This is a genomic window from Asanoa sp. NPDC049475, from assembly GCF_040676915.1.
Taxonomy (GTDB): Bacteria; Actinomycetota; Actinomycetes; order Mycobacteriales; family Micromonosporaceae; genus Asanoa.
In genome coordinates this window covers 440762-463971 of record NZ_JBFAPY010000003.1, presented here as the reverse complement: position 1 = coordinate 463971, position 23210 = coordinate 440762, and the positions used below count along the sequence as shown (strand labels likewise).

At 70.3% G+C, this 23210-nt stretch carries 19 protein-coding genes; 10 read left to right on the top strand and 9 right to left on the bottom strand.

What is annotated here, in order from left to right:
- Position 1 precedes the first annotated feature (1 nt).
- Positions 2-2011 carry a glycosyl hydrolase family 28-related protein gene (locus tag AB0J88_RS13345; RefSeq protein ID WP_364345317.1) on the bottom strand — a complete coding sequence of 670 codons (2010 nt, stop codon included), beginning with the start codon at positions 2009-2011 and terminating at the stop codon, positions 2-4.
- A 150-nt stretch (positions 2012-2161) separates the two neighbouring features.
- The gene (locus AB0J88_RS13340) at positions 2162-2854 is read right to left on the bottom strand and encodes an SDR family NAD(P)-dependent oxidoreductase (protein ID WP_364345319.1); all 693 of its coding nucleotides are present in this window, start codon (positions 2852-2854) and stop codon (positions 2162-2164) included.
- 53 nt (positions 2855-2907) lie between these two features.
- On the opposite strand from AB0J88_RS13340, the gene AB0J88_RS13335 reads away from it, so the two are divergent.
- From AB0J88_RS13335 to AB0J88_RS13320, 4 genes are all read left to right on the top strand, one after another.
- Positions 2908-3324, top strand: coding sequence for a MerR family transcriptional regulator (locus AB0J88_RS13335; RefSeq protein WP_364345321.1), 417 nt, complete (start codon positions 2908-2910; stop codon positions 3322-3324).
- Positions 3325-3359: 35 nt separating this feature from the next.
- The gene (locus tag AB0J88_RS13330) at positions 3360-3878 is read left to right on the top strand and encodes a hypothetical protein (RefSeq protein ID WP_364345323.1); all 519 of its coding nucleotides are present in this window, start codon (positions 3360-3362) and stop codon (positions 3876-3878) included.
- 120 nt (positions 3879-3998) lie between these two features.
- The gene (locus AB0J88_RS13325) at positions 3999-4862 is read left to right on the top strand and encodes an aldo/keto reductase (protein ID WP_364345325.1); all 864 of its coding nucleotides are present in this window, start codon (positions 3999-4001) and stop codon (positions 4860-4862) included.
- Positions 4863-4973: 111 nt separating this feature from the next.
- Positions 4974-5819 (top strand): aldo/keto reductase, encoded by an 846-nt coding sequence (locus AB0J88_RS13320; RefSeq protein ID WP_364345327.1) that lies wholly within the window; start codon positions 4974-4976, stop codon positions 5817-5819.
- A gap of 36 nt (positions 5820-5855) precedes the next feature.
- Here AB0J88_RS13320 and AB0J88_RS13315 read toward each other — a convergent pair whose 3' ends face one another.
- Positions 5856-6158 carry a DUF1905 domain-containing protein gene (locus tag AB0J88_RS13315; protein ID WP_364345329.1) on the bottom strand — a complete coding sequence of 101 codons (303 nt, stop codon included), beginning with the start codon at positions 6156-6158 and terminating at the stop codon, positions 5856-5858.
- Between the two features lie 103 nt (positions 6159-6261).
- Between AB0J88_RS13315 and AB0J88_RS13310 the strand changes: the two genes are divergently transcribed.
- Complete coding sequence (locus AB0J88_RS13310; protein WP_364345331.1) at positions 6262-7236, top strand: aldo/keto reductase; 975 nt, start codon at positions 6262-6264, stop codon at positions 7234-7236.
- Here the strand turns inward: AB0J88_RS13310 and AB0J88_RS13305 are convergent.
- Both AB0J88_RS13305 and AB0J88_RS13300 read right to left on the bottom strand, forming a co-directional pair.
- Positions 7233-8195: an ATP-dependent DNA ligase gene (locus AB0J88_RS13305; protein ID WP_364345333.1), complete on the bottom strand. Its 963-nt coding sequence runs from the start codon at positions 8193-8195 to the stop codon at positions 7233-7235. The two genes, AB0J88_RS13310 and AB0J88_RS13305, sit on opposite strands and share 4 nt — an antisense overlap.
- Positions 8196-8210: 15 nt before the next feature.
- Positions 8211-8564 carry a hypothetical protein gene (locus tag AB0J88_RS13300; RefSeq protein WP_364345335.1) on the bottom strand — a complete coding sequence of 118 codons (354 nt, stop codon included), beginning with the start codon at positions 8562-8564 and terminating at the stop codon, positions 8211-8213.
- 153 nt (positions 8565-8717) lie between these two features.
- Between AB0J88_RS13300 and AB0J88_RS13295 the strand changes: the two genes are divergently transcribed.
- From AB0J88_RS13295 to AB0J88_RS13285, 3 genes are all read left to right on the top strand, one after another.
- Positions 8718-9341 carry a TetR family transcriptional regulator gene (locus AB0J88_RS13295; protein WP_364345337.1) on the top strand — a complete coding sequence of 208 codons (624 nt, stop codon included), beginning with the start codon at positions 8718-8720 and terminating at the stop codon, positions 9339-9341.
- 128 nt (positions 9342-9469) lie between these two features.
- On the top strand, positions 9470-10990 hold the full coding sequence (locus AB0J88_RS13290; RefSeq protein WP_364346111.1) for an MDR family MFS transporter: 1521 nt from the start codon (positions 9470-9472) through the stop codon (positions 10988-10990).
- Positions 10991-11770: 780 nt separating this feature from the next.
- Positions 11771-12427 carry a hypothetical protein gene (locus AB0J88_RS13285; RefSeq protein ID WP_364345339.1) on the top strand — a complete coding sequence of 219 codons (657 nt, stop codon included), beginning with the start codon at positions 11771-11773 and terminating at the stop codon, positions 12425-12427.
- Positions 12428-12430: 3 nt separating this feature from the next.
- Here AB0J88_RS13285 and AB0J88_RS13280 read toward each other — a convergent pair whose 3' ends face one another.
- The 4 genes from AB0J88_RS13280 to AB0J88_RS13265 form a co-directional block, all read right to left on the bottom strand.
- Positions 12431-14434 (bottom strand): FAD-dependent oxidoreductase, encoded by a 2004-nt coding sequence (locus AB0J88_RS13280; protein WP_364345341.1) that lies wholly within the window; start codon positions 14432-14434, stop codon positions 12431-12433.
- 54 nt (positions 14435-14488) lie between these two features.
- On the bottom strand, positions 14489-14884 hold the full coding sequence (locus AB0J88_RS13275) for a TOBE domain-containing protein (protein WP_364345343.1): 396 nt from the start codon (positions 14882-14884) through the stop codon (positions 14489-14491).
- Positions 14885-14893: 9 nt separating this feature from the next.
- A complete protein-coding gene (locus AB0J88_RS13270; RefSeq protein WP_364345345.1) occupies positions 14894-16498 on the bottom strand; it encodes an ABC-F family ATP-binding cassette domain-containing protein in 1605 nt (534 codons plus the stop codon).
- Between the two features lie 111 nt (positions 16499-16609).
- Entirely contained in the window at positions 16610-17902 is a 1293-nt protein-coding gene (locus AB0J88_RS13265) for a citrate synthase (protein WP_364345347.1), read from the bottom strand.
- Between the two features lie 76 nt (positions 17903-17978).
- Here AB0J88_RS13265 and AB0J88_RS13260 point away from each other — a divergent pair, with 76 nt between their 5' ends.
- Together AB0J88_RS13260 and AB0J88_RS13255 are read left to right on the top strand one after the other, a co-directional pair.
- Entirely contained in the window at positions 17979-19202 is a 1224-nt protein-coding gene (locus tag AB0J88_RS13260; protein WP_364345349.1) for a hypothetical protein, read from the top strand.
- Positions 19203-19240: 38 nt separating this feature from the next.
- Complete coding sequence (locus AB0J88_RS13255; protein ID WP_364345351.1) at positions 19241-22903, top strand: AAA family ATPase; 3663 nt, start codon at positions 19241-19243, stop codon at positions 22901-22903.
- Positions 22904-23210 lie beyond the last annotated feature (307 nt).

The following is a 23210-nucleotide window of genomic DNA, read 5'->3' as shown; positions in this document are numbered from 1 at the left end:
CTCACCACTGCGAAGGCGCCGGAGGCACCACGACCGGCGGCCGGTCGTCGCAGGTGAGCGTGTTCGGCAGTTCCCATGCCGCCATCCACGGACCGGTCGTGCCGCCGCCGTCGTTGCCGCCGAGGTCGGTCACGCCGAACTCGGAGCCCGTCGGCGGGAAGTTGAACGACCCGCAGTTGTTGATGCCGACCGCACCGACGTTGCGGGCGTCGACGTTCTCGAACGACGCGCCGCCCTTGACCCGGGCGCTGAGCACCGAGGTGCCGGTGCCGTCGACGAGTACGTCCTTGAAGTGCACGTTGGTGATCGAGTAGAGGTCCTTCACGGTCCACTCACTGACCATCATGATGGCGTTGTACGTGCTGTCCAGGTAGTGGTCGCCCGTCACCCGGATGTCCGCGTCGATGTTCTTCTCCAACGCGTAGATCCAGATGGCGCCGAGACCGATGTTCCAGTTGAGCTCGTACGTGCCGGCCCGCACCACGGTGTTGTCGGTGATCGAGAGCTTTCCGCCGAACGCCACCGCCCCGAACCGCGAACCGACCTGGATGCCGCTGCCTTCTCGGATCGGGTCGGCGATCAGGTTGCGGGACACGGTGTTGTCGGTGCCGCCGTAGATGGCGATGCCGTTGGCCAGCGTCGGCGTCTGCACGGTGTTGCGGTCGAACGTGTTGCCGGCGTTGGCCGTCTTCTCCGACCACATCGCCAACCCGTCGTCACCGGTGTTGCGCACGAAGTTGTTGCGGACCAGCGAGTTCGTCACTCCGATGTGGAAGTTGAGCGCGTCGGCGATCTGGTCGACGACGATGTTGTCGGTCACCTTCGTGTTGGTCATGGGCCCGTCGAACCACAGCCCGACCTTCGTGTGCCGGATGTGCAGCCCGGAGATGGTCGAGTCGCTCATCGCGCCACCGATGCCGTTGACCTGGTCGGTGTCGATCCGCTCGCGCACGTCGCCCTCGATCGAGAAGCCCGACAGGTGCACGTTGCGGCTGCCGCCGTCGGCCGCGTCCTTGCCGTAGAACCCGACGCCGGTGTGCACGGAGCCGTCCGGGGCCGGCGGGTCGAGGGCGACCTCCTTGCCCTTGATCTTCGTGTACCAGTTGCCGGCGCCCTCGATCGTCACGTCGTCGACGATGATGTGGCGGTTGACCTGGTACGTGCCCGGCGGGACGTACACCTTGAGCCGCGCCAGGCGAGCGATCGCGATCGCCTTCTCGAAGGCCTTCGCCGAGTCCTTCCTGCCGGTCGGGTCAGCGCCGAACAGGAGCACGTTGGACGCGAGCAGGTTGACGTGCGGCGCACCCACGAGCTCGGAGTCCAGCAGGTCGATCACGGTCCACGCCGCGGCGGTGCCCTTGGGCGCCGTCAGCCTGACCTTCGCGCCGGCCTGGTACGTGCGGCCCAGCAGCAGCCGCTCCTCGTCGTAGAAGTGCATCGGCCGGAACGGCTTGGTGATGACCGGAGTGGGGGTGGTCGCCGCGGGCACGCACGCGCACTCGGTGATCCACCAGTCCGGGTGCAGCAGGTCCGCCTGCGGGTCGTTGGTGAACGGGTACTGGTTGTAGAGCCACGCGTACTCGGACGTGAGCGTCATGGTCTTCTTGCCACCGCCGTTGACGGTGACGTTCAGCGGGGCGCGGATGCCCCCGCCGTTCGGCGCGTCCGGGATGCTGTAGCGCACGGTGATGGCGTTGGCCGCTGCGGGCAGCGTGAACTCGACGTGCTGTCCAGGTTGGAGTCTCACCGCCTTGCGGCCGGAGGCCTCCGCCGGCAGCGTGTATGCGGTGCGGTCGGGGCCGATGACGGTGCCGGTGGTGGCCGCGTTCTCCGCTTCCTGCTCGAGGAAGTTAACGGAAGCGCCCCGGCCGGCGACCAGCGCCGGGTCCAGCGCGGCGCGGGTCACGACCGGCGCGGTGCCGGCACTGGCCGGACCCGCGATGCCGATCACGCCGAGGCCGAGGGCGGCGACGGACGCGACGGCCAGCAAACGAGATGGTGTCCGTGACATCAAGGACTCGTTTCTGTGGCGAGGTTAGGAAATGGGGACCCTGACCCTAGAGCCATCGATGTCGATTACACAAGCGTCCGTCTATGATTTGCAGAATCCTGTTGTGCGCTTGCAAGCGAGAATCAGGTTCTTGCGCTCTGGCTGGTCCGCCTACACCGGTGAACCGATCCGGCGCATCGTGATCGTGCTGATGTCGACGCCCTCAGGTTGGGTCAGCGCCCAGACGATGCTGGCCGCGACCTGCTCGGCCGTGAGATAGCCGCCGGGCCGGTCGGCCGGTGCGCCCCCGATCGGGTCGAAGAAGTCCGTGTCGGTGCCGCCCGGCGAGACGAGCGTGACGCCGACGCCCTGGGCGCTTACCAGCTCCCGGGTGTTGCCGGCGAGGCCGGTCAGCGCCCATTTCGTAGCCCCGTAGACGTTGCCGGCTGTGTGCAGCAGGCCGGCGACGCTGCCGACCAGCACGATGCGACCCCGGGTCGCGGCGAGGTGGGGGAGGGCGGCGCGGATCAGTGCCGCCGGGCCGAGCACGTTGGTCAGGACCATGTCGCGCCAGCCGTCGGGGTCGCCGCCGTCGAGGCCGTCGTGGGTCGCGTACCCGGCGTTGGCGACCACGTTGTCGAGCCGGCCGAACTTGGCCACGGTGCTGTCGACGGCGGCCTGCACGTCGGTCGGCACCGCGCTGTCGGAGACGAGGGTCAGCGCGCCGGGGTTGTCGGCGCCGAACCGGTCGAGTCGATCGGCCCGCCGGCCGGTGACGGCGACGCGCTGGCCGAGGGACATCAGCTGCCGGGCGGTCGCGGCGCCGATGCCGGCCGATCCGCCGGTGATCAGGGTGACTGTCATGGGCGGACCATAGGACTTAGAGCGGGCTCTAGCTCAAGCGTTAACCTGCGGTCATGGCGTACGGAATCGGAGAGGTCGCCGCCCGCACCGGGCTGAGCGTCCACGCGCTGCGTTTCTACGAGCGGGAGGGCCTGTTCGTCGGCCCGATCGTGCGCGACTCGGGCGGCCGGCGCGTCTACTCGGACGACGACATCGGGTGGGTGGAGCTGTGCGCCCGGCTGCGGGAGACGGGGATGCCGCTCGAGGTGATCCGGAAGTACGCCGACCTGGTCCGGGACGGCGTGGGCAACGAGCCGGAGCGGTTGGCGTTGCTGCGCGAGCACCAGGAGCGGATCGAGTCGCAGATGCGGGCGCTGTCCGTCGGGCTGAGCATGATCAGTTACAAGGTCCGGGTGTACGAGAAGCGTCTGGCCGAGGGGACGGCGGCGGCGCTGTGGTCGAGTCCGGCGACGTCGGCTTCGGACGATTAACCCGAAAAAGGCCCATATAGCGGTACGTTGACGGCATGGCCGATGCCACCGACGACACCCCGACGTCGAAGGCCGCCGTGCCCACGCCCGCCGAGTTCCGCCGGGCGTACCGGGAAGAGCTCGCACCCAACGAACGCTCGGTGCTCTGGTCCTGGCTCGGCTTCACGGTCACCTTCGCCGCGGTGCGGGCGATCACCTACAGCATCCGCCGAGGTGGCACCAGCTTCCACAACATCAGCATCGGCGGCATCCATCTCCACCACTACATGTGGGGCATCGGCATGGTCAGCGCGGTCGGCGCTCTGGCGGTAGCCGGCTGCGAGGACACCCGCCGCCATCCCGCGACCGGTGTGGTCTACGGTTCGGGGCTGGCATTGATCGTCGACGAGTTCGCCCTGCTGTTGGATCTCAAGGACGTCTACTGGGCCAGTCAGGGTCGGGTCTCGGTCGACCTGGGTGTGGGCATGGTGGCCCTCGGGGGGACGGGGCTGAGCATCCGCCCGATCCTGTCGCGCCTGGCTCGCGACCGCGGTCTCACCCGACGCGGCCGCTGAGCTTTCTCAAATCCCTCATATGCCTCAAGATGCTCGAACGAGGGCGTACCGGTGCGTCAGAGCTAGTCTGCGAAGAGGGCGGTCCGTTCGCTCCGGCTTGCCTGGGATTGGAGACGTGCCATGCCGAACGCCAGTGCCGCGGGGACCATCGATCTCGGTGGAGACCTCACCGTCAACCGCTTCGGTTTCGGAGCCATGCGGATCACCGGGCCGGGCATCTGGGGGCCGCCGGAGAGCAAGGAGAACGCCATCGCGACCCTGCACCGAGCGGTCGAGCAGGGCATCAACTTCATCGACACGGCGGACACCTACGGACCCAACGTCAGCGAAGAGCTGATCGCGGAGGCGCTCTACCCGTACCCGGAAGACCTGGTCATCGCGACGAAGGCCGGCATGTACCGCACCGGTCCCGACGACGGCGAGCCGGACGGGTTCTGGCCCAAGGACGGCCGCCCGGAGCACATCGTCGAGGCCTGCGAGGGCTCGCTGCGGCGGCTCCGGCTCGAACAGATCCCGCTGTTCCAGTTCCACAAACCGGACCCGAAGGTGCCGTTCGAGGAGTCGATGACAGGCGTCGTGCGGCTCAAGGAGGAAGGCAAGGTCCGGCACGTCGGGCTGTCCAACGTGGACGAGGAGCAGATCCGTGTCGCCCAGCAGATGGTTCCGATCGTCTCGATCCAGAACCGCTACAACGTCGACGACCGCCGCTCGGAGTCGATCGTGGATCTGTGCGAGCAGGAGCAGATGGTCTTCATCCCCTATGCGCCGATCCAGAACACGGACACCCCCGTGATGGCGGAGATCGCCGAACGACACTCGGCCACCCCGCGCCAGGTGGCGCTCGCCTGGCTGCTCGGCCGGTCGCGGGCGACCCTGCCGATCGCGGGCACCGGGGACCCCGCACACCTGGACGACAACCTGGCCGCCCTGGACCTCAACCTCACGCGGGCCGAGATCGGGGCGTTGACCGAGCTCGGAACCTGAGCGGGCGTGCGCGCGCCGCACGCGGGCATCGGGCCGGAGATACGCTCGCACCGACGCGGAGGCTGACGTGTGTCGCGTTCACCTCCGACATCGGATTGGAGTGTCTGCACCATGCCCAACGCCACTTCCGCCGGGACGATCGACGTCGGCGGGGATCTCACGGTCAACCGGTTCGGTTACGGCGCGATGCGCATCACCGGGCCGGGCATCTGGGGACCGCCGGCCGACAAGGACGAGGCCATCGCGGTGCTCCGCCGTGTGGTCGACGCGGGCATCAACTTCATCGACACGGCGGACTCCTACGGGCCCAACGTCAGCGAGGAGCTGATCGCCGAAGCCCTTTACCCGTACGCGGACGACCTGGTCATCGCCACCAAAGGTGGCCTGCTCCGACCCGAACCCTTCGTGGGCTGGCCCGCCGACGGACGCCCGGAGCACCTCCGCGAGGTCTGCGAGGGCTCGCTGCGCCGGCTCAGGCTCGAGCAGATCCCGCTCTACCAGTTCCACCGGCCGGACCCGAACGTGCCGTTCGAGGACTCGATCGGCGAGCTGGTCAAGCTCAAGGACGAGGGCAAGATCCGGCATATCGGGCTGTCGAACGTCAACGAACAGCACATCCGCGCCGCGCAGCGGCTGACGCCGATCGTCTCGATCCAGAACCGCTACAACGTCGACGACCGCGACTCGGAGACGATCGTGGACCTGTGCGAGCAGGAGTCGATGGTGTTCCTACCCTGGGCGCCGATCCAGGATCTCGACAAGAACCCGACGATCCACGAGATCGCCGAGCGGCACTCGGCCTCGGCGCGCCAGGTTGTGCTCGCCTGGCTGCTGGGCCGGTCGCCGTCGATGCTGCCCATCCCGGGCACGGGCGACCTCGCGCACCTCGAGGACAACCTGGCGGCTCTCGACCTCGAGCTGTCACAGGCGGAGATCGCGAGCCTGACCCGCGCCTGAGCCGATCCGGGGTGCCGGCCGAGGCCGGCGCCCCGGTCACACGTCGACCACCTCGACACTCACCGTCGCGACGTCGCCGGTGTCGAGCCGCTCGGCCCGCCGGACGGCCCGCTTCAGCGGCAGCACGTAGGAGCCGCTCGCGCTGTCCGGAAAGACCGACGTGCGCCACACGCTGGAGCCGATCGCGACCTTAACCCGCACCGAGCCGAACCCGCGCCGAGTGCCGCCGGTGCGGTCACGGATCTCGGCGGACGCCTCGGCGGGCAGCGTCACGAACACCCAGCTGTCGTCGCGCCGCGCTTCCCAGGCCCAGAGCTCGGCGTCGAAAGAGAACTTCACCGGTCAAGCATCACATCGCGCTGTGACAGGTCCGGTTCCATGCACGGAGCTAGGGTCGACGGTAGGGGCCGCGTAGGCCGACCCCGGAACAGGAACAACCGCAATGAGAAACGTCTCGCTCGGTGGCGACCTCGAGGTCTCCCGTCTCGGGCTCGGCTGCATGGGCATGTCCGCCTACTACGAGGGCTACGGCGACGACCTGGAGTCCGTGCGCACCATCCACCGCGCCCGGGAGTTGGGCGTCACGCTGCTCGACACGGCCGAGGTCTACGGTCCGTTCGTCAACGAGGAGCTGGTGTCGCGCGCGGTCGGGAGTCGGCGCGACGATTACGTCATCGCGACCAAGTTCGGTCAGCTGACCCATCGCGGCGGTGCGGTGGTCCGCGAGCTCGACAGCTCGCCGGAGAACATCCGGATCGCGGTCGAAGGCTCGTTGCGGAGGCTCGGCACCGACCGGATCGACCTGCTCTACCAGCACCGGGTCGATCCCACTGTGCCGATCGAGGAGACCGTCGGTGAGCTGGCCCGCCTGGTCGACGAAGGCAAGGTGCTCCACATCGGACTCTCCGAAGCCTCGGCCGAGACCATCCGCCGGGCGCACGCCGTCCACCCGATCACCGCCTTGCAATCCGAGTACTCGCTATGGACGCGCGACATCGAGGACGACGTGCTGCCGCTGCTCCGCGAGCTCGGCATCGGGCTGGTCGCGTACTCGCCGCTCGGCCGAGGTTTTCTCACGGGCCGTTATACGACCCCGCAGGACCTGCCCAGCGACGACTTCCGCAGCACGCTTCCGCGGTTCAGCGCCGACAACTTCGCGGACAACCTGCTGATCGTCGACGAGGTGCGCGCCGTCGCCGACGAAGCCGGTGCCACCCCGGCGCAGGTGGCCATCGCCTGGCTGCTGGCGCAGGGGCCGGACATCGTGCCGATCCCGGGTACGACGCGGGTCTCCCGCCTGGAGGAGAACGTGGCCGCGGAGTCGCTGGTGCTTACCGACGGCCAGCTCAACCGATTGAGCGCGATCCGCCCGGCGGTCGGCGACCGCTACGCGGACATGACCCCCATCGATCGTTAGGACTCGGCGCGCTTCTCCCGCGCGCGGCGCTTGCCCTCGTGCATCGCGACCACGCGGGCGATCGGGATGGTGTGTCCCTCTTCGACCAGGTCGGGATCGAGCCGCTGCGGCGCCGGCATGAGATCCGCCCACGGGTCACCGGAGCCCAGCGCCGCGATGGCCGTGTGGACCGTGTAATCGGTGGGCACGGCGGCCTCCAGGGCGCCCCAGGGCAGCGGGAACGACGCCGGCACGCCGGGTCGCAGCCGCGGGCTGTAGGCCGACACCACCGTCGCGCCGCCGGCCCGCGTGGAGTCGAGGAAGACCTTGCCCTCGCGCTGCTCGACGATGAACGCGGTGGTGGCGAGCGCCGGGTCCAGCCGCTCGGCCCGCGCCGCTATCGCTCGCGTCGCCGCCGCCACGTCGTCGTGGGCCGACCCGTCCGCCAGGGGTACGAACACGTGAGCGCCCTTGGCCCCGCTGGTCTTGGCGGCGCCGGCCATCCCGCACGCACTGAGCACCTCGCGCACCAGCAGGGCCGCCTGGGCCGCCAACCGGAACGGCTCACCCTCGGGTGGGTCGAGGTCCAGGATCAGGTGCGTCGGGTGAGCCCAGTCGGTGTGCAGCGCCAGACCAGGGTGGTATTCGACCGCCCGCTGGTTGGCGAACCAGATCAGCGTCCGCCGGTCGTTGCACAGCCCGTAGCTGACCATGCGCCGGGACCGGTCGGCCCAGACGTCAGCGCGGGCGACCCAGTCGGGCGTGTATTTGGGCAGGTTCTTCTGCATGAACGGCGGCTGCCCGGGCCGCACCCGGATCACCGACAGCGGCCGATCGCGCAACGCCGGAACCATCCGCCCGTGCACGGCATCCAGATAGTCGACCAGGTCGCGCTTCGTCGCGCCGGCGCCGTCGAACAGCTCCTGGTCGAGGTTGGTCAGCGGCACTCCGTCGCGCTCTTCACCAGCCATGCGCCCCATGTTTCCACGACCGCGTCAGCCGGCGGGTGGGGTGTGCATCAACCAACGCAGGACAAGACCGGCGATGTACGCGAGGCCGAACGCGACGAACTGCCACAGGGCGTCGTGGCCGCGCCAGGACAGCACGCCCATGTCTCCGGCGATGAAGCCGACGAACAGGAAGTAGGTGATGACCGCCAGGCCGAGACTGTAGCGCCAGTCCGGGATGAGGACCGCGCCGACGATAGTGGCGATCGCGAGGCCGGCCATTCCGAGCGGAAGAGGCGCGGAGGCCAGCATGATCGTGAGTACGACGGCCGCGACGGCGCCGATTCCGAGCTCGAGACCGGGGGCCACCCGGGGGGTCGTCGGGTGGCGAGTAATTGCCATGCGCCCAGCTCAGCGCGGCTACTAGAGTGCATCCACGATCTTGACGGGTTCGCTATGCGGGTTGGACGGGTCTTGACGTACCCCTGATTTGTGCTCTGCTTCACACGCTAAAACTTTTCGCGTCGTGCAAGATTGACCGGTATGGTGTCCGTCATGAGCACCGCACCCGCACTCGGTCGTCGCGACCGGAAGAAGCTGGCCACCAGGGCCGCGCTTTCCGCCGCGGCGCTGCGGCTGGTGGCCGAGCACGGGCTCGAGCACGTCACGGTCGAGCAGATCAGTGAGGCGTGCGACGTCTCCTCGCGGACGTTCTTCAACTACTTCGCCAGCAAGGACGAGGCGGTGCTCGGCGGCGACAGCGAGATCGGGGGCGCGCTCGACCTGTTGCGCTCGTTGCCGGCCGAGATCGGTCTGTTCGAGGCGCTGCGGCTGGCGTTCGTGCCGGTGATCCACCAGATGGAGGACCACCGGGAGACGGTCAGCCTGCGGATGCGGATCGTTGCCGACAATCCGCAGTTGCTGCCGCGACTGCTGGCGACCAGCGTCGAGTCCGAGTTGGCGGTGGCCGCCGCGATCGCTGACCGGCTCGGGTTGCCCGCCGGCCACAGCTATCCCGGTGTCGCGGCCGCGGTCACCGGCGCCGCGTTCCGGGTCGCGCTGATGCGGTGGGCCAACGCTGAGCCGAACAGCCGTGGCGCCACGCTCGCCAAGCTGGTCGACGAGGCGTTCGACCTGGTCGCCAGTGGGCTCGCCGAGCCGTCAACCCCCAGAAGCTGAACCAAACCGGCGCTGGCCGGCGTACATCCCTCCACGAAGGACAGTCAATGACCGACGTCACCACCTCGCCCGAGCCGGCCGCGGCGGCCTCGCCCGAGTCGCCGCCCGGCAGCGAGGCGCCAGCGCGAATGTCTGCGCGCGAGGTGCTCCAAGCCCTGTCCGGCCTCATGGTCGGCCTGTTCGTGTCCATCCTCGCATCGACGATCGTCGGCAACGCGCTGCCGCGCATCATCGCCGACCTCGACGGCAGCCAGTCCGTCTACACCTGGATCGTCACCACCGAGCTACTCGCGATGACCGCCACCGTGCCGCTCTGGGGCAAGATGGCCGACCTCTACAGTCGCAAGCTGCTGATCCAGCTCTCACTGGGGCTGTTCGTGGCGGGCTCGCTGATCGCCGGCTTCACGCCCAACGTCGAGGTGCTGATCGTCAGCCGGGTCGTGCAGGGCGTCGGCGCCGGCGGCATGACCGCCCTCGCGATGATCGTCATGGCGGCGATGATTCCGCCGCGTGAGCTGGGTCGGTACTCCGGCATCTTCGGCGCCGTCTTCGGCGTCGGCACGATCGCCGGCCCGCTGATCGGTGGCGTGCTGGTCGACACGAGCTGGCTCGGCTGGCGCTGGTGCTTCCTGCTCGGCGTGCCGTTCACCCTCCTCTCGATCTTCCTGCTCCAGCGGACCCTGCACCTCCCGGTCGTACGCCGCAAGGTCCGGATCGACTGGCTCGGCGCCCTGCTGATCACCGCGGGCGTCTCCACCCTGCTGATCTGGTCGACCCTCGCGGGCAGCAAGTTCGCGTGGGCGTCGTGGCAGACCGCCGTGCTCGTGGCCGCCGGCATCGTGATCCTGGCGTTGGCCGTGCTGGTGGAGTCGCGCGCTCCGGAGCCGATCATCCCGCTGGGGATCTTCCGCAACCGGACCGTCTCCCTGGCCACCGTCGCCTCGATCCTGGTCGGCGTGGCCATGTTCGGCGGCACGGTGTTCCTGGCGCAGTACTTCCAGGTCTCGCTCGGCAAGTCCCCGACCGTGGCCGGCCTGATGAGCCTTCCGCTGATCTTCGGCCTGCTGGTCTCGTCGACGGTCGCCGGCCAGCTGATCACCAAGACCGGCAAGTGGAAGATCTACCTGGTCAGCGGCGCCCTGGTGATGACCGTCGGCATGCTGCTGCTCGGCACGATCGGCGCCGACACCAGCGTGGTGCTGATCTCGGTCTTCATGGCCGTCCTCGGCATCGGCGTCGGCATGCTGATGCAGAACCTGGTGCTGGCCGCGCAGAACGACGTGCCGGCCGGTGAGCTCGGCGCCGCCACCTCGGTGCTGACCTTCTTCCGCAGCATGGGCGGCGCGATCGGCGTCAGCGCGCTGGGCGCGGTCCTGGCGAGCAAGGTCACCAGCGGCCTGACCGAGAAGCTGGGCGCGGCGGCCGGCGGCGGCTCCGGCACCGCGGAGGTCCCGGACCTGAAGAACCTCCCGGACCCGATCCGAGCGATCATCGCCGACGTGTACGGCTCGGCCACCGCCGAACTGTTCCTCATCGGCGCTCCGATCGCCTTCCTCGCGGTGCTCGCAGTGGTCTTCATCAAGGAAAAGCCCCTGTCCACCCTGAGCGGCGACGAACGCCTCGCCGCGGAGACGACCGCCGTCCACTGACAAAGGCGTGAAGGCCCCTTGCCGCGGCGCGGCAGGGGGCCTTTCGCATGCCCTCGTATCCGCGGCGGCCTGTTCGCCGATCTAGCCAGCCGGCCGATCGTGTCTAGCGAACATGGCGGGGCCGAGCTGGTCGTGGCCGCTGCGGTGCGCGAAGTCCGCTGCCGCCGGCCGACTCGGTGAGGAATCGAATTCACCGTCCTAAGGTCCGACCTTCGTCCGGCTATTTCGCCCCTACCGAACAGCCGACACAGCACGCGAAGATCGCAGTTGGCGGCGTCGCGGGCGGGCGAGGGGATGGCGGGCGGCTTGGCTGGTCAGGGGAGCATCAGCGATTGGTACGCCGACCGCGGCGGCCGATACCTTCAGGATCCGCGATATGACGTTGAAAACGACGACGCACCCGACCGAAACCGGGATTCATGGCTGGATCGACTGCCCCGAGAACAACCCCGCGTGCCTCCGCAAAGACGGCGCACGCCAGGCAAGGCAAAGGCGTCGACAAGGACCAACGCGAAGGCCGCTGGAACGGCGAAGTCTGGAGCGAAGGTCGCGGGGTTGGCGAAGTCCGGGGCCGAGGCCGTCGGTGGGGCGAGGTCTGGAGCGAAGGCTGCCGGTGGGGCGAGGTCTGGAGCGGAGGCTGCCGGTGGGGCGAGGTCCGGGGCGGAGGCTGCCGGTGGGGCGAGGTCCGGGGCGGAGGCTGCCGGTGGGGCGAGGTCCGGGGCCGAGGCCGTCGGTGCGGCGAAGGTGGTGTCGAAGGCCGCTGGGACGACAAGGGCCGTGGTGGCCGCGAATGCGGCCAAGGCTATGGCGCGGGTTGCCGGCGCGGCGAAGCCCAATGGCCCGACCAAGAACAAAGGTGCGACCAAGACCAAGACCAAGAACAAGACTCAGGCGAAGGCCAAGGCCAAAGGAGGAAAGCCACACCAACGGCACAAGGGGGCTTCGCCTTGGCCGCCGAGGCAGGACATCATCGATCTTGTCCATGCTGTGCGTGCGAGGTCACCTCAACTGGCCGCCGGTCAGATCGCAGCGCTGCTGCGCCAGAAAGGCATCGTTGGCATCACGGAACACGGTGTCAACCGCGCTCTCGAAAACGAGCCGAGGCAGCGGCGCCCGCGGATGGAAGCGGTCGGCGCGCGAGGACCGAGGGAGTTCGCGGGCGATGTCCGCACGTTGTGGGCCAAGGACCCTTGGCTCACCGCGAAGGCGATGGCCGCTCGGCTGCGGCGCCGTGGTTGGACACAGATCACGGAGATCGACGTGCAAGCCGCCTTGGCGGTGCTGAATGCACCTTCCAACGCCGTCAGTAGGCGCGATCGCAAGATGAAGCCGGGCAGAATCGCCGCGTTGACCGGTGCACCGGCGCAGCCGGCGGCTCTGGTCTGCCCGTCGTGCGGCGTCGCCGTCTCGCAACCCGGGCTCTGTCGCTGTTCGTGAGCATCACGTCGTCAGCACCCACTGGGCGGCGTCGGCGATGACGTAGCCGTTGGTGTTCTCCGTGCGGATCAGCAGGCTGCCGCCGGTGCCGGCCGCGAAGGCGTAGGAGCCCAGCGACACCCACGTCCCGCCGCTGCTTCGTTGGTCGACCGAGCGCGTCGTCACGCCCGCGCTGTGGACGATGTCGATCGGCACGTTGCTCGCCCGGTTCGGGTCCGCCGTCCAGCGCAGGTAGACCGTGTAGGTCCCGGACTCCGGCAGCGACGGGCGGAAGCGCAGCCGGTTGACCCCCTTGGCCGTGTTGCCGTCGTGCTCGTAGTCGCTGCCCCAGTAACCCCCGATCGACGTGCTCGACACCCACGTTCCGGCGCGGGTCACGGACGCGTCGTGGCTGTCGACGACCACCTCGCCGGGCGCCGACGGCGGCGGCCATTGCAGCAGCTGGCCGTCGGCCAGCAGGCGGGCGCGCAGAGTGGCATAAGGCACCTGCTGCACCGACGACGACGCCCCCAGCGCGAGCATCGCCGCCGTGGCCGCCGACTGGCCGAGGATCATGAAGACCGGCTCCATCCGGATCGACCCGTACGCGATGTGACTGGCCGCCAGACACACCGGCACGAGCAGGTTGGCGCACTCCGCCTCGGTCGGCACGATCGAGCGGTAGCTGATCCCGTACGGCCCGGGCACGCCGATCTGCACGTCCCCCTCGTTCTTGACCAGGCCGCCCACCACGATCCGCTGGCAGTTGTGCGAGTCCATTGTGTAGCTGGCCAGGCCGACCGAGTCCGGCACCGGCTCCTGCCCGCGGCAGTTGCGCTCGGTCATGACGTGAGCCGAGACCATCCGCCGGGCCTCGCGGACGTAGAGCTGCGGCGGCCAGCCGCCGCTGGTGGTGAACTCGTCGGCCGCCAAGCCCCACGACGCCGTCGCGGAGCGGATCGACGCCGGCAGGCGCGGGTCGTTGGCCAGGAACCACATCAGGCCCTGCTGGTACGTCCGGTGGTCGGCGGCGATGCTGTCGCGCACCGCGTACGAAGCCGTCGGATAGGCATAGTTGGCACCGATGAAGTCAGTCGAGAACGCGCCGTTGTTGTTGGAGTCGGTCTTGCCGCCGCCGACGCCGTGCGTGGTGAAGAACGGCCCGTTCCAGCCGGCCTGGACGTAGCGCAGCAAGAGCTCATAGCGCGCCGCGTCGTAGCCGGCCGGCTTCGGGAACGGAACGCGGGACGCGGCCTGGGTCAGGCACATCCGGTAGTTGTAGGCCTGGATCAGCCCGTCACCAGAACCGGTCGGGGCGACCGGCGCGGACGAGATGCCCGGCAGGAGGCCCGAAGCGGGGTTACCCGCCACGACATAGGGTGAGACCGGGAAGTTGAACTGGTGTCCACTGCGGACCTGCACCCCGTTGATGGTCTCGCCATAGGTGGCGTTGCTCTCCCGGCCCACCGTCCACGAGACCCCGGCCCGAGCCATGAGGTCGCCCTCGTAGGAGGCGTCGACGAACATCGCGCCCCGGAACGCCTGCCCGTTCTCGCCGACGACCTCGACCAGCCGGTTGCCCGATTTGCTGACCGACGCCAGCCGGAGCCCGAAATAGACCGGCACGCCGGCCGCGGCGAGCATCTCGTCGAACACCGCCCGCGCCACGTGCGGCTCGAAGGTGAACCGGGCGGGGGAGGTGGGCGTCACCGGCGTTCCCGCGTACGCCGCGTGGATCCGCCTGTAGAACTCGCCCGCGATTCCCTTGATCGACGCGGCCGTTCCGCTGTCCGTCTGGCCCAGCCCGCCGGTGGTCAGCCCGCCGAGGTTGTTCGACGCTTCCAGCACGACGGTGGTCCGGCCCATGCGGCGGGCCTGGATCGCGGCCACCAGGCCGCCGGCGGTGGCGCCGTAGACGACGAGGTCAGCGGTGACGACGGGCGCGGCGAGCGCCGACGGGGACAGGCCACTGGCCAGGACGGCAAGACCGCCGACGCGCAACAGGCCACGACGAGAGATGGACGGCACGGAGCTCTCCTCCCGGATCGGGGTGAGCGCGCCGCCGCTCGTACATCGATGACTTTAACGCCGTGCCGCCGCCTTCTCCACTACCACGGTCGTCGACTTGATGACGGCCGTAGCCACCGAACCCACCCGCAGGTCGAGCTCGTCGACCGCCTCACGGCTCATCAGCGAGACGATCCGGAACGGGCCGGCCTGGATGTCGACCTGCGCCATCACCCCGTCCTTGACCACCGCGGTGACGATGCCGCGCAGCCGGTTGCGGGCCGAGGTCTCGCCGCCCTCGGCCTGCTCGTGCTGGGCCCGCGCGAACGCGGCGAGCTCGGTGCCCTCGACCAGGCGGTGCCCGTGCTCGTCGCGGTCGGCGGGGAGCTTGCCGGCGTCGATCCACCGGCGGACCGTGTCGGGGCTGACGCCGAGCAGCTCCGCCGCCTCGCTGATTCGAAACCGCACCACACCGCCACCCTACGCAGGCGGCGGGTCCGACTCACTGAGCGCGCCGTCGAGCCGCAGCCAGCGGGTGATGCCGAGGGTCCGCAGGAAGCCCAGGTCGTGACTCGCGACGACCAGAGCGCCCTGGTACGCGGCCAGCGCCTCCCCGAGCTGCCGCGTGCTGGTCAGGTCGAGGTTGTTGGTCGGCTCGTCGAGCAGCAGGAACTGCGGCGCCGGGTCGGCCAGCATCAGCGCGGCCAGCGTGGCCCGGAACCGCTCGCCGCCGGACAGCGAGCCGACCGGCCGTTCCGCCCTGGCGCCACGGAACAGGAACCGGGCCAGCCGCGCACGGATCGCGTTGTCACCGGCCGTCGGCGCCAGCCGGTGCACGTTGGCCACAATCGACAGATCGTCATCGAGTACGTCGAGTCGTTGCGGCAACAACCGCACCGGGACGGCCACGTCGACCTCGCCGCGCTCGGCCGGGACCCGGCCGGCGAGCGCGGACAGCAGCGTGGTCTTGCCGGAGCCGTTGACGCCGAGCAGCGCGATCCGCTCCGGTCCGTACACGTCCAGGTCGATCTTGGCGCCGTTGCGCAACACCGCGTCGCGCACACTGGCCACCCGGCGGGCCAAGGGCACCGCTGTCGCGGGCAGGTCGACCCGGATCGCGGCGTCGTCGCGGACCGCCCCCTCGGCCGAGGTCAACCGCTCGAGCGCGCCGGCGAGCCGGTCCTCGTGCAGGCCGCGATATTTGCCGGCGGACACCTGCGCCTCGCGTTTCCGCTGGTTCATGATGGCCTTCGGCTCGCGCTTGTTGTCCCACTTCTTCTGGCCGAAGCGGACCCGCCGAGCCAGCGTCACGTGCGCGTCGGCCAGCTCGCGCTTCTGACGGCGCACGTCACTCTCGGCGGCCCGCACGGCGCGCTGCGCGGCCTCCTGCTCGACGGCCAGCGCGTGCTCGTACTCGCTGAACGTGCCGCCGAACAGCCGTATCCCGCCGTTGTGCAGCTCAGCGACCTGGTCGGCGAGCTCCAGGAACTCGCGGTCGTGGCTGACCAGCAGCAGGACGCCGGACCACGCGGCCACCGTGGCGTAGAGCCGTTCACGCGCGGCGCGGTCGAGGTTGTTGGTCGGTTCGTCGAGCACGAGTACGCGCGGTCGGCGCAACAGTTGGCCGGCGAGCCCGAGCAGGACCGCCTCGCCGCCGGAGAGCGCGCCGACGGCCCGGTCCAGGCCGATGTGGCCGAGGCCGAACCGGTCGAGCGTCTCGCGAGCGCGGTCGTCGACGTCCCAGTCGTCACCGATCGTCGTGTAGTGAGCCGGATCAGCGTCGCCGCGCTCGACCGCGGCCAGCGCCCGCCGGGTGGTGGCGATGCCGAGCACGTCGTCGACCGGGCGGCCGGCGTCGAGGGTCAGGTCCTGCGGCAGGTAGCCCAGCGTGCCGTCGACCCGGACGGTGCCCTGGGCAGGTGTGAGCGCACCGGTGACCAGCCGCAGCAGCGTGGACTTGCCGGAGCCGTTGGTGCCGATCAGTGCGGTGCGGCCGGCGCCGAGCACCAGGTCGAGCCCGTCGAACACGGGCTCGCCGTCAGGCCAGGAGAAGGTGAGGTCGGATATCAGGATGGCAGGAGACATGGCGGTCCTCCAGGGTTGTCGGAAACGTCGACAACCTCAGATCCGCATCGGCCTGCCCCTCTCTGTCCGTCGGCGACCACAGTAACGGGGTCAGCCGGTCGATCCAAGGGGTTATTCGCTGGGTCCGATGTAGATGGCGCGGAGCCGCAGCGGTGTCCGGCGCTCGTACTCCTCGATGGCGTGCGCCAGCCAACCGGCCACGCGGGCGATCGCGAAGATCGCCTCACCGGCGCCCGTGGGCATCCCGGCCGCCCGGGTAAGCGTCGCGAGCGCGAAGTCGATGTTGGGCTCGGGGAGCCGGCGCCGGCGTGCGGCGGCGAGCAGCGCCTCCGCGCTGAGCAGCACCGGATGGTCGGAAGCGGCGGCGCTGATCCGGTCGAGCAGCGCCCCTGCGCGTCCGTCGCCGGACTTGTAGACGGTGTGGCCGAAGCCGGGTATCCGCTCGCCACGGCGCAGCATCAGGCCGATCGCCGCGTCGGCGTCGGCCGGGTCGGCCAGCGTGTCGAGCAGGGCTTCGGCGCCGAGCGAGGCGCCGCCGTGCAGGGTCCCGCTTACCGTGGCCAGGCCGGCGGTGACCACCGCGTAGGGGTCGGCGCGGACCGAAGCGGCCACCCGCGCGGCCAGCGTCGAGGCGGCCAGCTCGTGGTCGGCGAGCAGCACCAACGCCGCGCGGACACCGTCGACGAACCCGTTGTCCGCACCGAGCCGGGTCGCCAACCGCCCGGCAATGGTGTCCTCGATGTCGCTGGGCGAGCCCGTATCGCTGGCCTGATCCTCTTCGGTGGCATCAGCAGCTCCGTCGGCCGCGGCGGCGGCTCGCGGCATCTCGCGGTCGTCGGCCGCCGGCCCGCGGACCGGGAGGCAGTCGACGATCCCGGCGACCAGCGCCCGCCCGACGTCGACAACGGCCCTGGGATCAAGGTTGCCGCGCAGCGGGTCGGTCACCGCCAACGCCGGCACCACAGCCTGGATCCGGTCGAGCAGCAACACATCGCGCGGCAGGGCCGCGCTGGCCGCCCGTCCGGCCGTCAACGCCGCGTCGCCCGCCCGCCATCCGCGTGGACCGGTCGCGAGCTTCCCCGTCCAGAGCAGCTCGGCGACCTCCTCGAACGAAGCGGAGGCAGCCAGTTCGAGAGCGTCGCGTCCTCGATAGAACGGCCGGTCCGCTCCGAGAGCGGTGATCCGCGACTCGATCACCACCTCCGACGCACCGCTAGGGCGCTGGCGGGGACGGCCACGCCGCGCCAGCCGTTCGACCTCGGCCGGGTCGAACAGGCTCTGTCCCGACGGGGACCGGCGGCGGCCGAGCACACCGCGGCTGACGTACGCGTACAGCGTGGCTGGCTTCACACCCAGCCGCTCGGCCGCCTCCTCCGCCGTCAACCAGCCCGTGACCTGCTCCATCGTGCCTCCGTACCCGATCTCATGTTGATTTTAGTCAACATTGACTGACCGCAACCCAGACTGTCAACCTGAGGTTATGCCACGCATTCATTTCCTCGACGTCACCAACCGGGACGGCGTGCAGACGGCCCGGACCGGGCTGTCCAAGTTCGGCAAGACGATGGTCAATTTCTACCTGGGGAAGCTCGGGGTCGCGCAGTCCGAGATCGGCTTCCCGTTCCTGTTCCACGAGGTGCCCTACGTGCGGGCGCAGGTGGCGCTGGCCGAGGCCGGAGCGTTCGGTGACCTGCGGCTGTCCGGGTGGACCCGGGCGGTGGCCGGCGACGTGACCGCCTCCACGCCGCTGGGCCTCAAGCACTACAACCTCTCGATCTCGACCAGTGACCAGATGTTGCGCAACAAGTTCAAGGGCAAGTTCGACCGGGCCGCCGTGGTCGCGGAGATGGTCGGCGCGGTGCGGGCCGCCAAGGAGGCCGGGGTCGAGACCGTGGGCGTCAACGCGGAGGACGGTTCGCGGACCGACTTCGGGTTCCTGACCGAGTTCGCGCTGGCGGCGAAGGAGGCGGGTGCGGACCGGGTGCGCTACTGCGACACGATCGGCGGCGACACACCCGGCCGGATCGGCGAGCGGTTCGCGAAGCTGGCCAGCGCCGTCGGCATGCCGGTCGAGACGCACTGCCACAACGACCTCGGCATGGCGGTGGCCAACTCGGTGGCGGGCGCGCTCGGTGACCTCGACGCCGGCCAGGACGCCTGGATCAACACCTGCGTCAACGGGATCGGTGAGCGGTCGGGCAACGCCGACCTGGTCTCGACGATCCTCGCGCTGCACAACGGCTTCGGCGTCGCCGAGCGGGTGGAGATCGGCGATCCGCTGGACCTATCCTGGGCACGCCGGTTCGCTTACTGGGCCGCGTACGCCTTCAACCAGCCCTTGGCCATCAACCAGCCCGGGGTGGGGCGCAACGCGTTCGCGCACGAGTCGGGCATCCACGCCGACGGCGCGCTCAAGGACCATCGGAACTACGAGTTGTACGACGAGAACGTGCTCGGCCCCTTCCCGGCGGACTGGCACGAGCGCGGCGGTCGGGTGGTGCTGACCGGCGAGTACGGCGGAATGGCCGGATTCCGGCACGTCATGGAGGGGCTGGGCATCGCGGTCACCGAGCCGGAGCTGACCTTCAAGCTGGTGCAGCTCTGCAACGCCTCGACGGGCCGCCCGCTCACGGATGACGAGTTGCGCCTCATCGCGGCGTTCCCGCACCAGTTGGCACTGCTTTATCCCGGTCTGCTGGCGTAACTAATTCTGTCGGTGGCTTCCGATACCGTCTATGGGTCATGGGGACCCGGGTGGGGGAGACGGTCATCGGGCGGGAGCATCCCGCCGCGGTGCTGCGCGCCGAGGTCGACCGGGTGACCGAGAGCCACGGTGGGCTGGTGCTGGTCACCGGCGAGGCCGGCATCGGCAAGACCACGCTGGTGACCGGCGCGGTCGACGAGGCGCGGGCGCGCGGTGTGACGGTGCTCGGCGGGCGCTGCTGGGACTCGGAGAGCGCACCCGGCTACTGGCCCTGGGTGCAGGCGTTGCGAGGGCTGCGCCGGCACGCCTCGCCCGAGCAGTGGGCGGAGATCCAGGAGGTGGGCGGCGCGGCGCTCGCGGTGCTGCTCGGCAAGACGTCAGACCCCGACACCGAGGCATTCACGTTGTACGACGGGGTCACCGCCGCGTTGGCCGCCGCCTCCCAGCACGCGCCGGTCATGGTGGTCTTCGACGACCTGCACTGGGCCGACCCGGCCTCGCTGCGGATGCTCGAGTTCGCGGCTCAGCACACCTGGTTCGAGCGACTGCTGCTGGTCGGCACCTACCGTGACGTCGAGGTCGAGTCGGCCGCTCACCCGCTGCGGCCGCTGCTGTTGCCCCTGCAGGCCAAGGCGACCATGGTCACGCTGACCGGGCTCGAGCCGGCCGACGTGGGCGCGCTGATCGAGCGGGCGGCGGGCCGGGCGCCGACCGACGACGTGGTGACCGAGGTGCACCGGCGCACCGGCGGCAACCCGTTCTTCGTCGAGCAGACCGCCCGGCTGTGGCGGGCCGACGGGTCCTTGACCGCGATACCCCCGGGTGTACGCGACGCGGTGCGCCGCCGGCTCGACCTCCTGCCGGGTTCGTTGGTCGAGTTGTTGACGGCGGGTTCGGTGCTCGGCCACGAGTTCCACCGGCAGTTGCTGGCCGCCGTCGTCGCCGAGCCGGTGCCGCAGGTCGACCGCCTGCTCGACCAGGCCATCACCGCGCGGCTGGTGGTCGGCCGCGGCGGTGGGCGGTTCGCGTTCGGCCACGACCTGGTGCGCGAGACGCTCTACGACGGGCTCTCCGACGACGACCGGCGCACCCGCCACGCCGCGGTGGTGCAGGCGGTCGACGAAACACCCGCGCTGCGCGGCCGGCTGTTCCCGGCGGATCTGGCCCGGCACGCGTACGCGGCGGGCGACGTCATCCCGTCCGCGCAGGCGGTGGACCACCTGGTGGCCGCCGCCCTCGACGCCTCGGGCCGAATAGCGCCCGAGGAGGCACACAACCACTTCCGCCGCGCGCTGGAGCGCGTCGAAGACCCGACCCGCCGGGTCAAGATCCACCTCGACCTGTCGATGGAGCTCTTCCACGGCCGCTCGCGTCACGAGGCCTGGGCGCAGATCGAGACCGCCGCCGACGTGGCCCGCACGCTCGACGAGCCGGCGGTGCTGGCCCGGGTGGCCCTGGTCGCCGAGCGCCACCGCGGCCCCCAGAGCAGCCGCGCCGCGGTGATCGAGGCGTTGCTGCGCGAGGCACACGCCCGCTACGTGGGCAGCGACGGCTCCGAGCTGTCCCGCCAACGGCTGGTCGGCGACCTGATCGCCCGCACCGAGGCGGAGGCCCGAGCCAACAACAACGACGAGGCGCTGGCGTTCAGCCTGTGGAGCCGACACGACTCGATCTGGGGCCTGGGCTCGGCCCCGGAGCGCGCGGCGCTGATGGCCGAGATGGAGACCGTAGCCACGCGCTCCGGCGACCGCCAGACAGCGGCCTTCGCGGCGTCGTTGCGCTGGGTGGCGTTGCTGGAGATGGGCGACCCGGGCTATTACGCGCAGGTGCAGGCGTTGCACGCGATGACCGAGCGGTTCGACGTCGCGATGGCCCGGATGATGTCGACCATCGACCGCAGCATCATCGCAACCCTGCGCGGCGACTTCACGGAGGCGGCAACCCTACACGCGGACCTGGCCGGCTTCATCGACGGCGACCAGGACGAGAACGCGTACATGGGCCAACACGTCCGCTGGGCGCTGCTGATGCTGAGGGGGCGGTTCACGGAGGCGTCGTCGCTGATCGCGAGGCGGCTGGCGGCGCACCCGCCCTACTATCCGCTGGTCACCGCCCTCACCGCGGTCGCCCTGGGCGACCCCGGGCCGGGCCTGCGCCACGTGGCCGAGACCGACGCGGGCGACCGCGGCTACCAGCGCTGGATGGAGCCGCTGTTCCTGCGGCTGGTGGCGGAGCTGGCGGTGCTGACGCGCGATCCGGACCTGTGCGCCCGTGCGCGGGCTGCGTTCTCGCCTTATGCGGGCGAGTGGCTGGTGTCCCTCTACGGCTGCGACGTGAGTGGGCCGGTCTCGCTTTGGTTGGCCCGGGTCGACGCCGCGCAGGAGCGGTGGACCGAGGCGGCGGAGGGGTTCGCGCGCGCCTCCGAGGCCGCCGATCGGATGGGTGCTCGGCCGTGGTCGGTCCTGGCCCGTCTTGGCCTGGCCGAGGCGTGGCTGGCCCAGGGCGCGTCGGCAGCGTCGTTGCTGTCCGAAGTGGAGCGAGAGGCCACCGACCTGGACATGCCGCACGTGGTTGAGCAGGCTCGCGCGTTGGCTGCGCGCTCGGGGCGCGCCTCAGTGCGGCCTGAGCGACGGGCGGGCATCGCGGCGCCCTCCGGGCATGCGGGTGCGGGCCGCGAAGGCGAGGATGCGGCGGCCTGGTCACTTCCGTGGGCGGACACGACGGTGGACGACACGCGCGGTCTTGTCTCCGAGAATCCGGCGGCGCGAGCCGCCGAAACAGGATCTGTCACGGCGGGCCGCTCGCTGGACCCCGCCGGGTCGGCGCCCATCGGAGGGCCAACCGGTGCGGAAGGCCCGGATTCTGCGCGCATTGCCCAGGGAGACATCGCGCGAGTGGAGCACGCGGGTTCTGCACGCGCCGCCGGCGGTGATGTCCCACCGTTCGGACGCTCGCGCTCTGCCGACGGCAGCGGCGGTGACGTAGCGGCGTTCGAACGCTCGCGGTCTGCGGACGGTGGCGGCGGGGACGTCGCACCACGTGGACGCTCGCGGCCTGCTGACGGTGCCGGCGGTGACGCCGCACGATTCGAACGCTTGCCTTCCGTAGGCGGCGTTGACAAGGACGGCGCACGAGGCATCACGACGGAATCGTTGCCCCCGGAGTTCCGCCGGGAAGGCGATGTGTGGCGGCTGGCATTCGCGGGTCAGGTGGTGCACCTACCGGACGCGAAGGGACTACGCGACCTCCACGAACTGCTGAGCCACCCCGGCGACGACATCGCGGCGGTGGTGCTGCTCGACCCGACAGCCGGCCCCGAACTACTGGCGGCACGCCGAATGGGCGGCGACCCGGTACTCGACGACGAGGCCAAGGCCCGCTACAAGCGTCGGCTGAGCGAGCTGGACGAGGCGATCGACCTGGCCGCCCACCGCGGCGACGAGAGCAAGCTGGCCACGTTCGACGCCGAACGCCGCGCGCTGATCGAGGAACTCCGCGCGGCGGCCGGCCTGGGCGGCCGCACCCGGAGGCTGGGCGACGAGGCCGAGCGCGCCCGCAAGACCGTGACGGCTCGCATCCGCGACACCTTGCGCAAGATCGACGAGCGCCACCCAGACCTGGCCGCCCACCTTCGCGAAGCGGTCTCCACGGGCGCCACCTGCCGCTACGCCCCACCCGCCGTGCCGACATGGCGGCTGTAGGCGACTGCCTTCGCCCGACGCCGACCGCGGACCGGCGCGCTCCGCTTCGTGGCCGGCCACCGCCGACTGGCGACGAGGCCGAGCGTGCCCGCAAGAAAGTGACCCGCTCGCATCCGCGACACCTGGCGCAAGATCGACGAGCGCCACCCAGACCTGGCCGCCGACCTCGGCGAAGCGGTCCCGACGGGCGCTTGCCGCTACGCGCCGACCACTGCGAGGACTTGGCGCCTGTAGGCGACTGGTTCGCCCTCACCCCCCGCGTTGATCGGCGAGGTTCGGGCCACGGTCGGCCTCCGCGATCGGACCC

Bases quoted from the DNA above. Each gene is read 5' to 3' on its own strand.
- AB0J88_RS13345 (WP_364345317.1), bottom strand. From the start codon at position 2,011: ATGTCACGGACACCATCTCGTTTGCTGGCCGTCGCGTCCGTCGCCGCC.
- AB0J88_RS13340 (WP_364345319.1), bottom strand. From the start codon at position 2,854: ATGACAGTCACCCTGATCACCGGCGGATCGGCCGGCATCGGCGCCGCG.
- AB0J88_RS13335 (WP_364345321.1), top strand. From the start codon at position 2,908: ATGGCGTACGGAATCGGAGAGGTCGCCGCCCGCACCGGGCTGAGCGTC.
- AB0J88_RS13330 (WP_364345323.1), top strand. From the start codon at position 3,360: ATGGCCGATGCCACCGACGACACCCCGACGTCGAAGGCCGCCGTGCCC.
- AB0J88_RS13325 (WP_364345325.1), top strand. From the start codon at position 3,999: ATGCCGAACGCCAGTGCCGCGGGGACCATCGATCTCGGTGGAGACCTC.
- AB0J88_RS13320 (WP_364345327.1), top strand. From the start codon at position 4,974: ATGCCCAACGCCACTTCCGCCGGGACGATCGACGTCGGCGGGGATCTC.
- AB0J88_RS13310 (WP_364345331.1), top strand. From the start codon at position 6,262: ATGAGAAACGTCTCGCTCGGTGGCGACCTCGAGGTCTCCCGTCTCGGG.
- AB0J88_RS13305 (WP_364345333.1), bottom strand. From the start codon at position 8,195: ATGGGGCGCATGGCTGGTGAAGAGCGCGACGGAGTGCCGCTGACCAAC.
- AB0J88_RS13300 (WP_364345335.1), bottom strand. From the start codon at position 8,564: ATGGCAATTACTCGCCACCCGACGACCCCCCGGGTGGCCCCCGGTCTC.
- AB0J88_RS13295 (WP_364345337.1), top strand. From the start codon at position 8,718: ATGAGCACCGCACCCGCACTCGGTCGTCGCGACCGGAAGAAGCTGGCC.
- AB0J88_RS13290 (WP_364346111.1), top strand. From the start codon at position 9,470: ATGTCTGCGCGCGAGGTGCTCCAAGCCCTGTCCGGCCTCATGGTCGGC.
- AB0J88_RS13270 (WP_364345345.1), bottom strand. From the start codon at position 16,498: ATGTCTCCTGCCATCCTGATATCCGACCTCACCTTCTCCTGGCCTGAC.
- AB0J88_RS13265 (WP_364345347.1), bottom strand. From the start codon at position 17,902: ATGGAGCAGGTCACGGGCTGGTTGACGGCGGAGGAGGCGGCCGAGCGG.
- AB0J88_RS13260 (WP_364345349.1), top strand. From the start codon at position 17,979: ATGCCACGCATTCATTTCCTCGACGTCACCAACCGGGACGGCGTGCAG.
- AB0J88_RS13255 (WP_364345351.1), top strand. From the start codon at position 19,241: ATGGGGACCCGGGTGGGGGAGACGGTCATCGGGCGGGAGCATCCCGCC.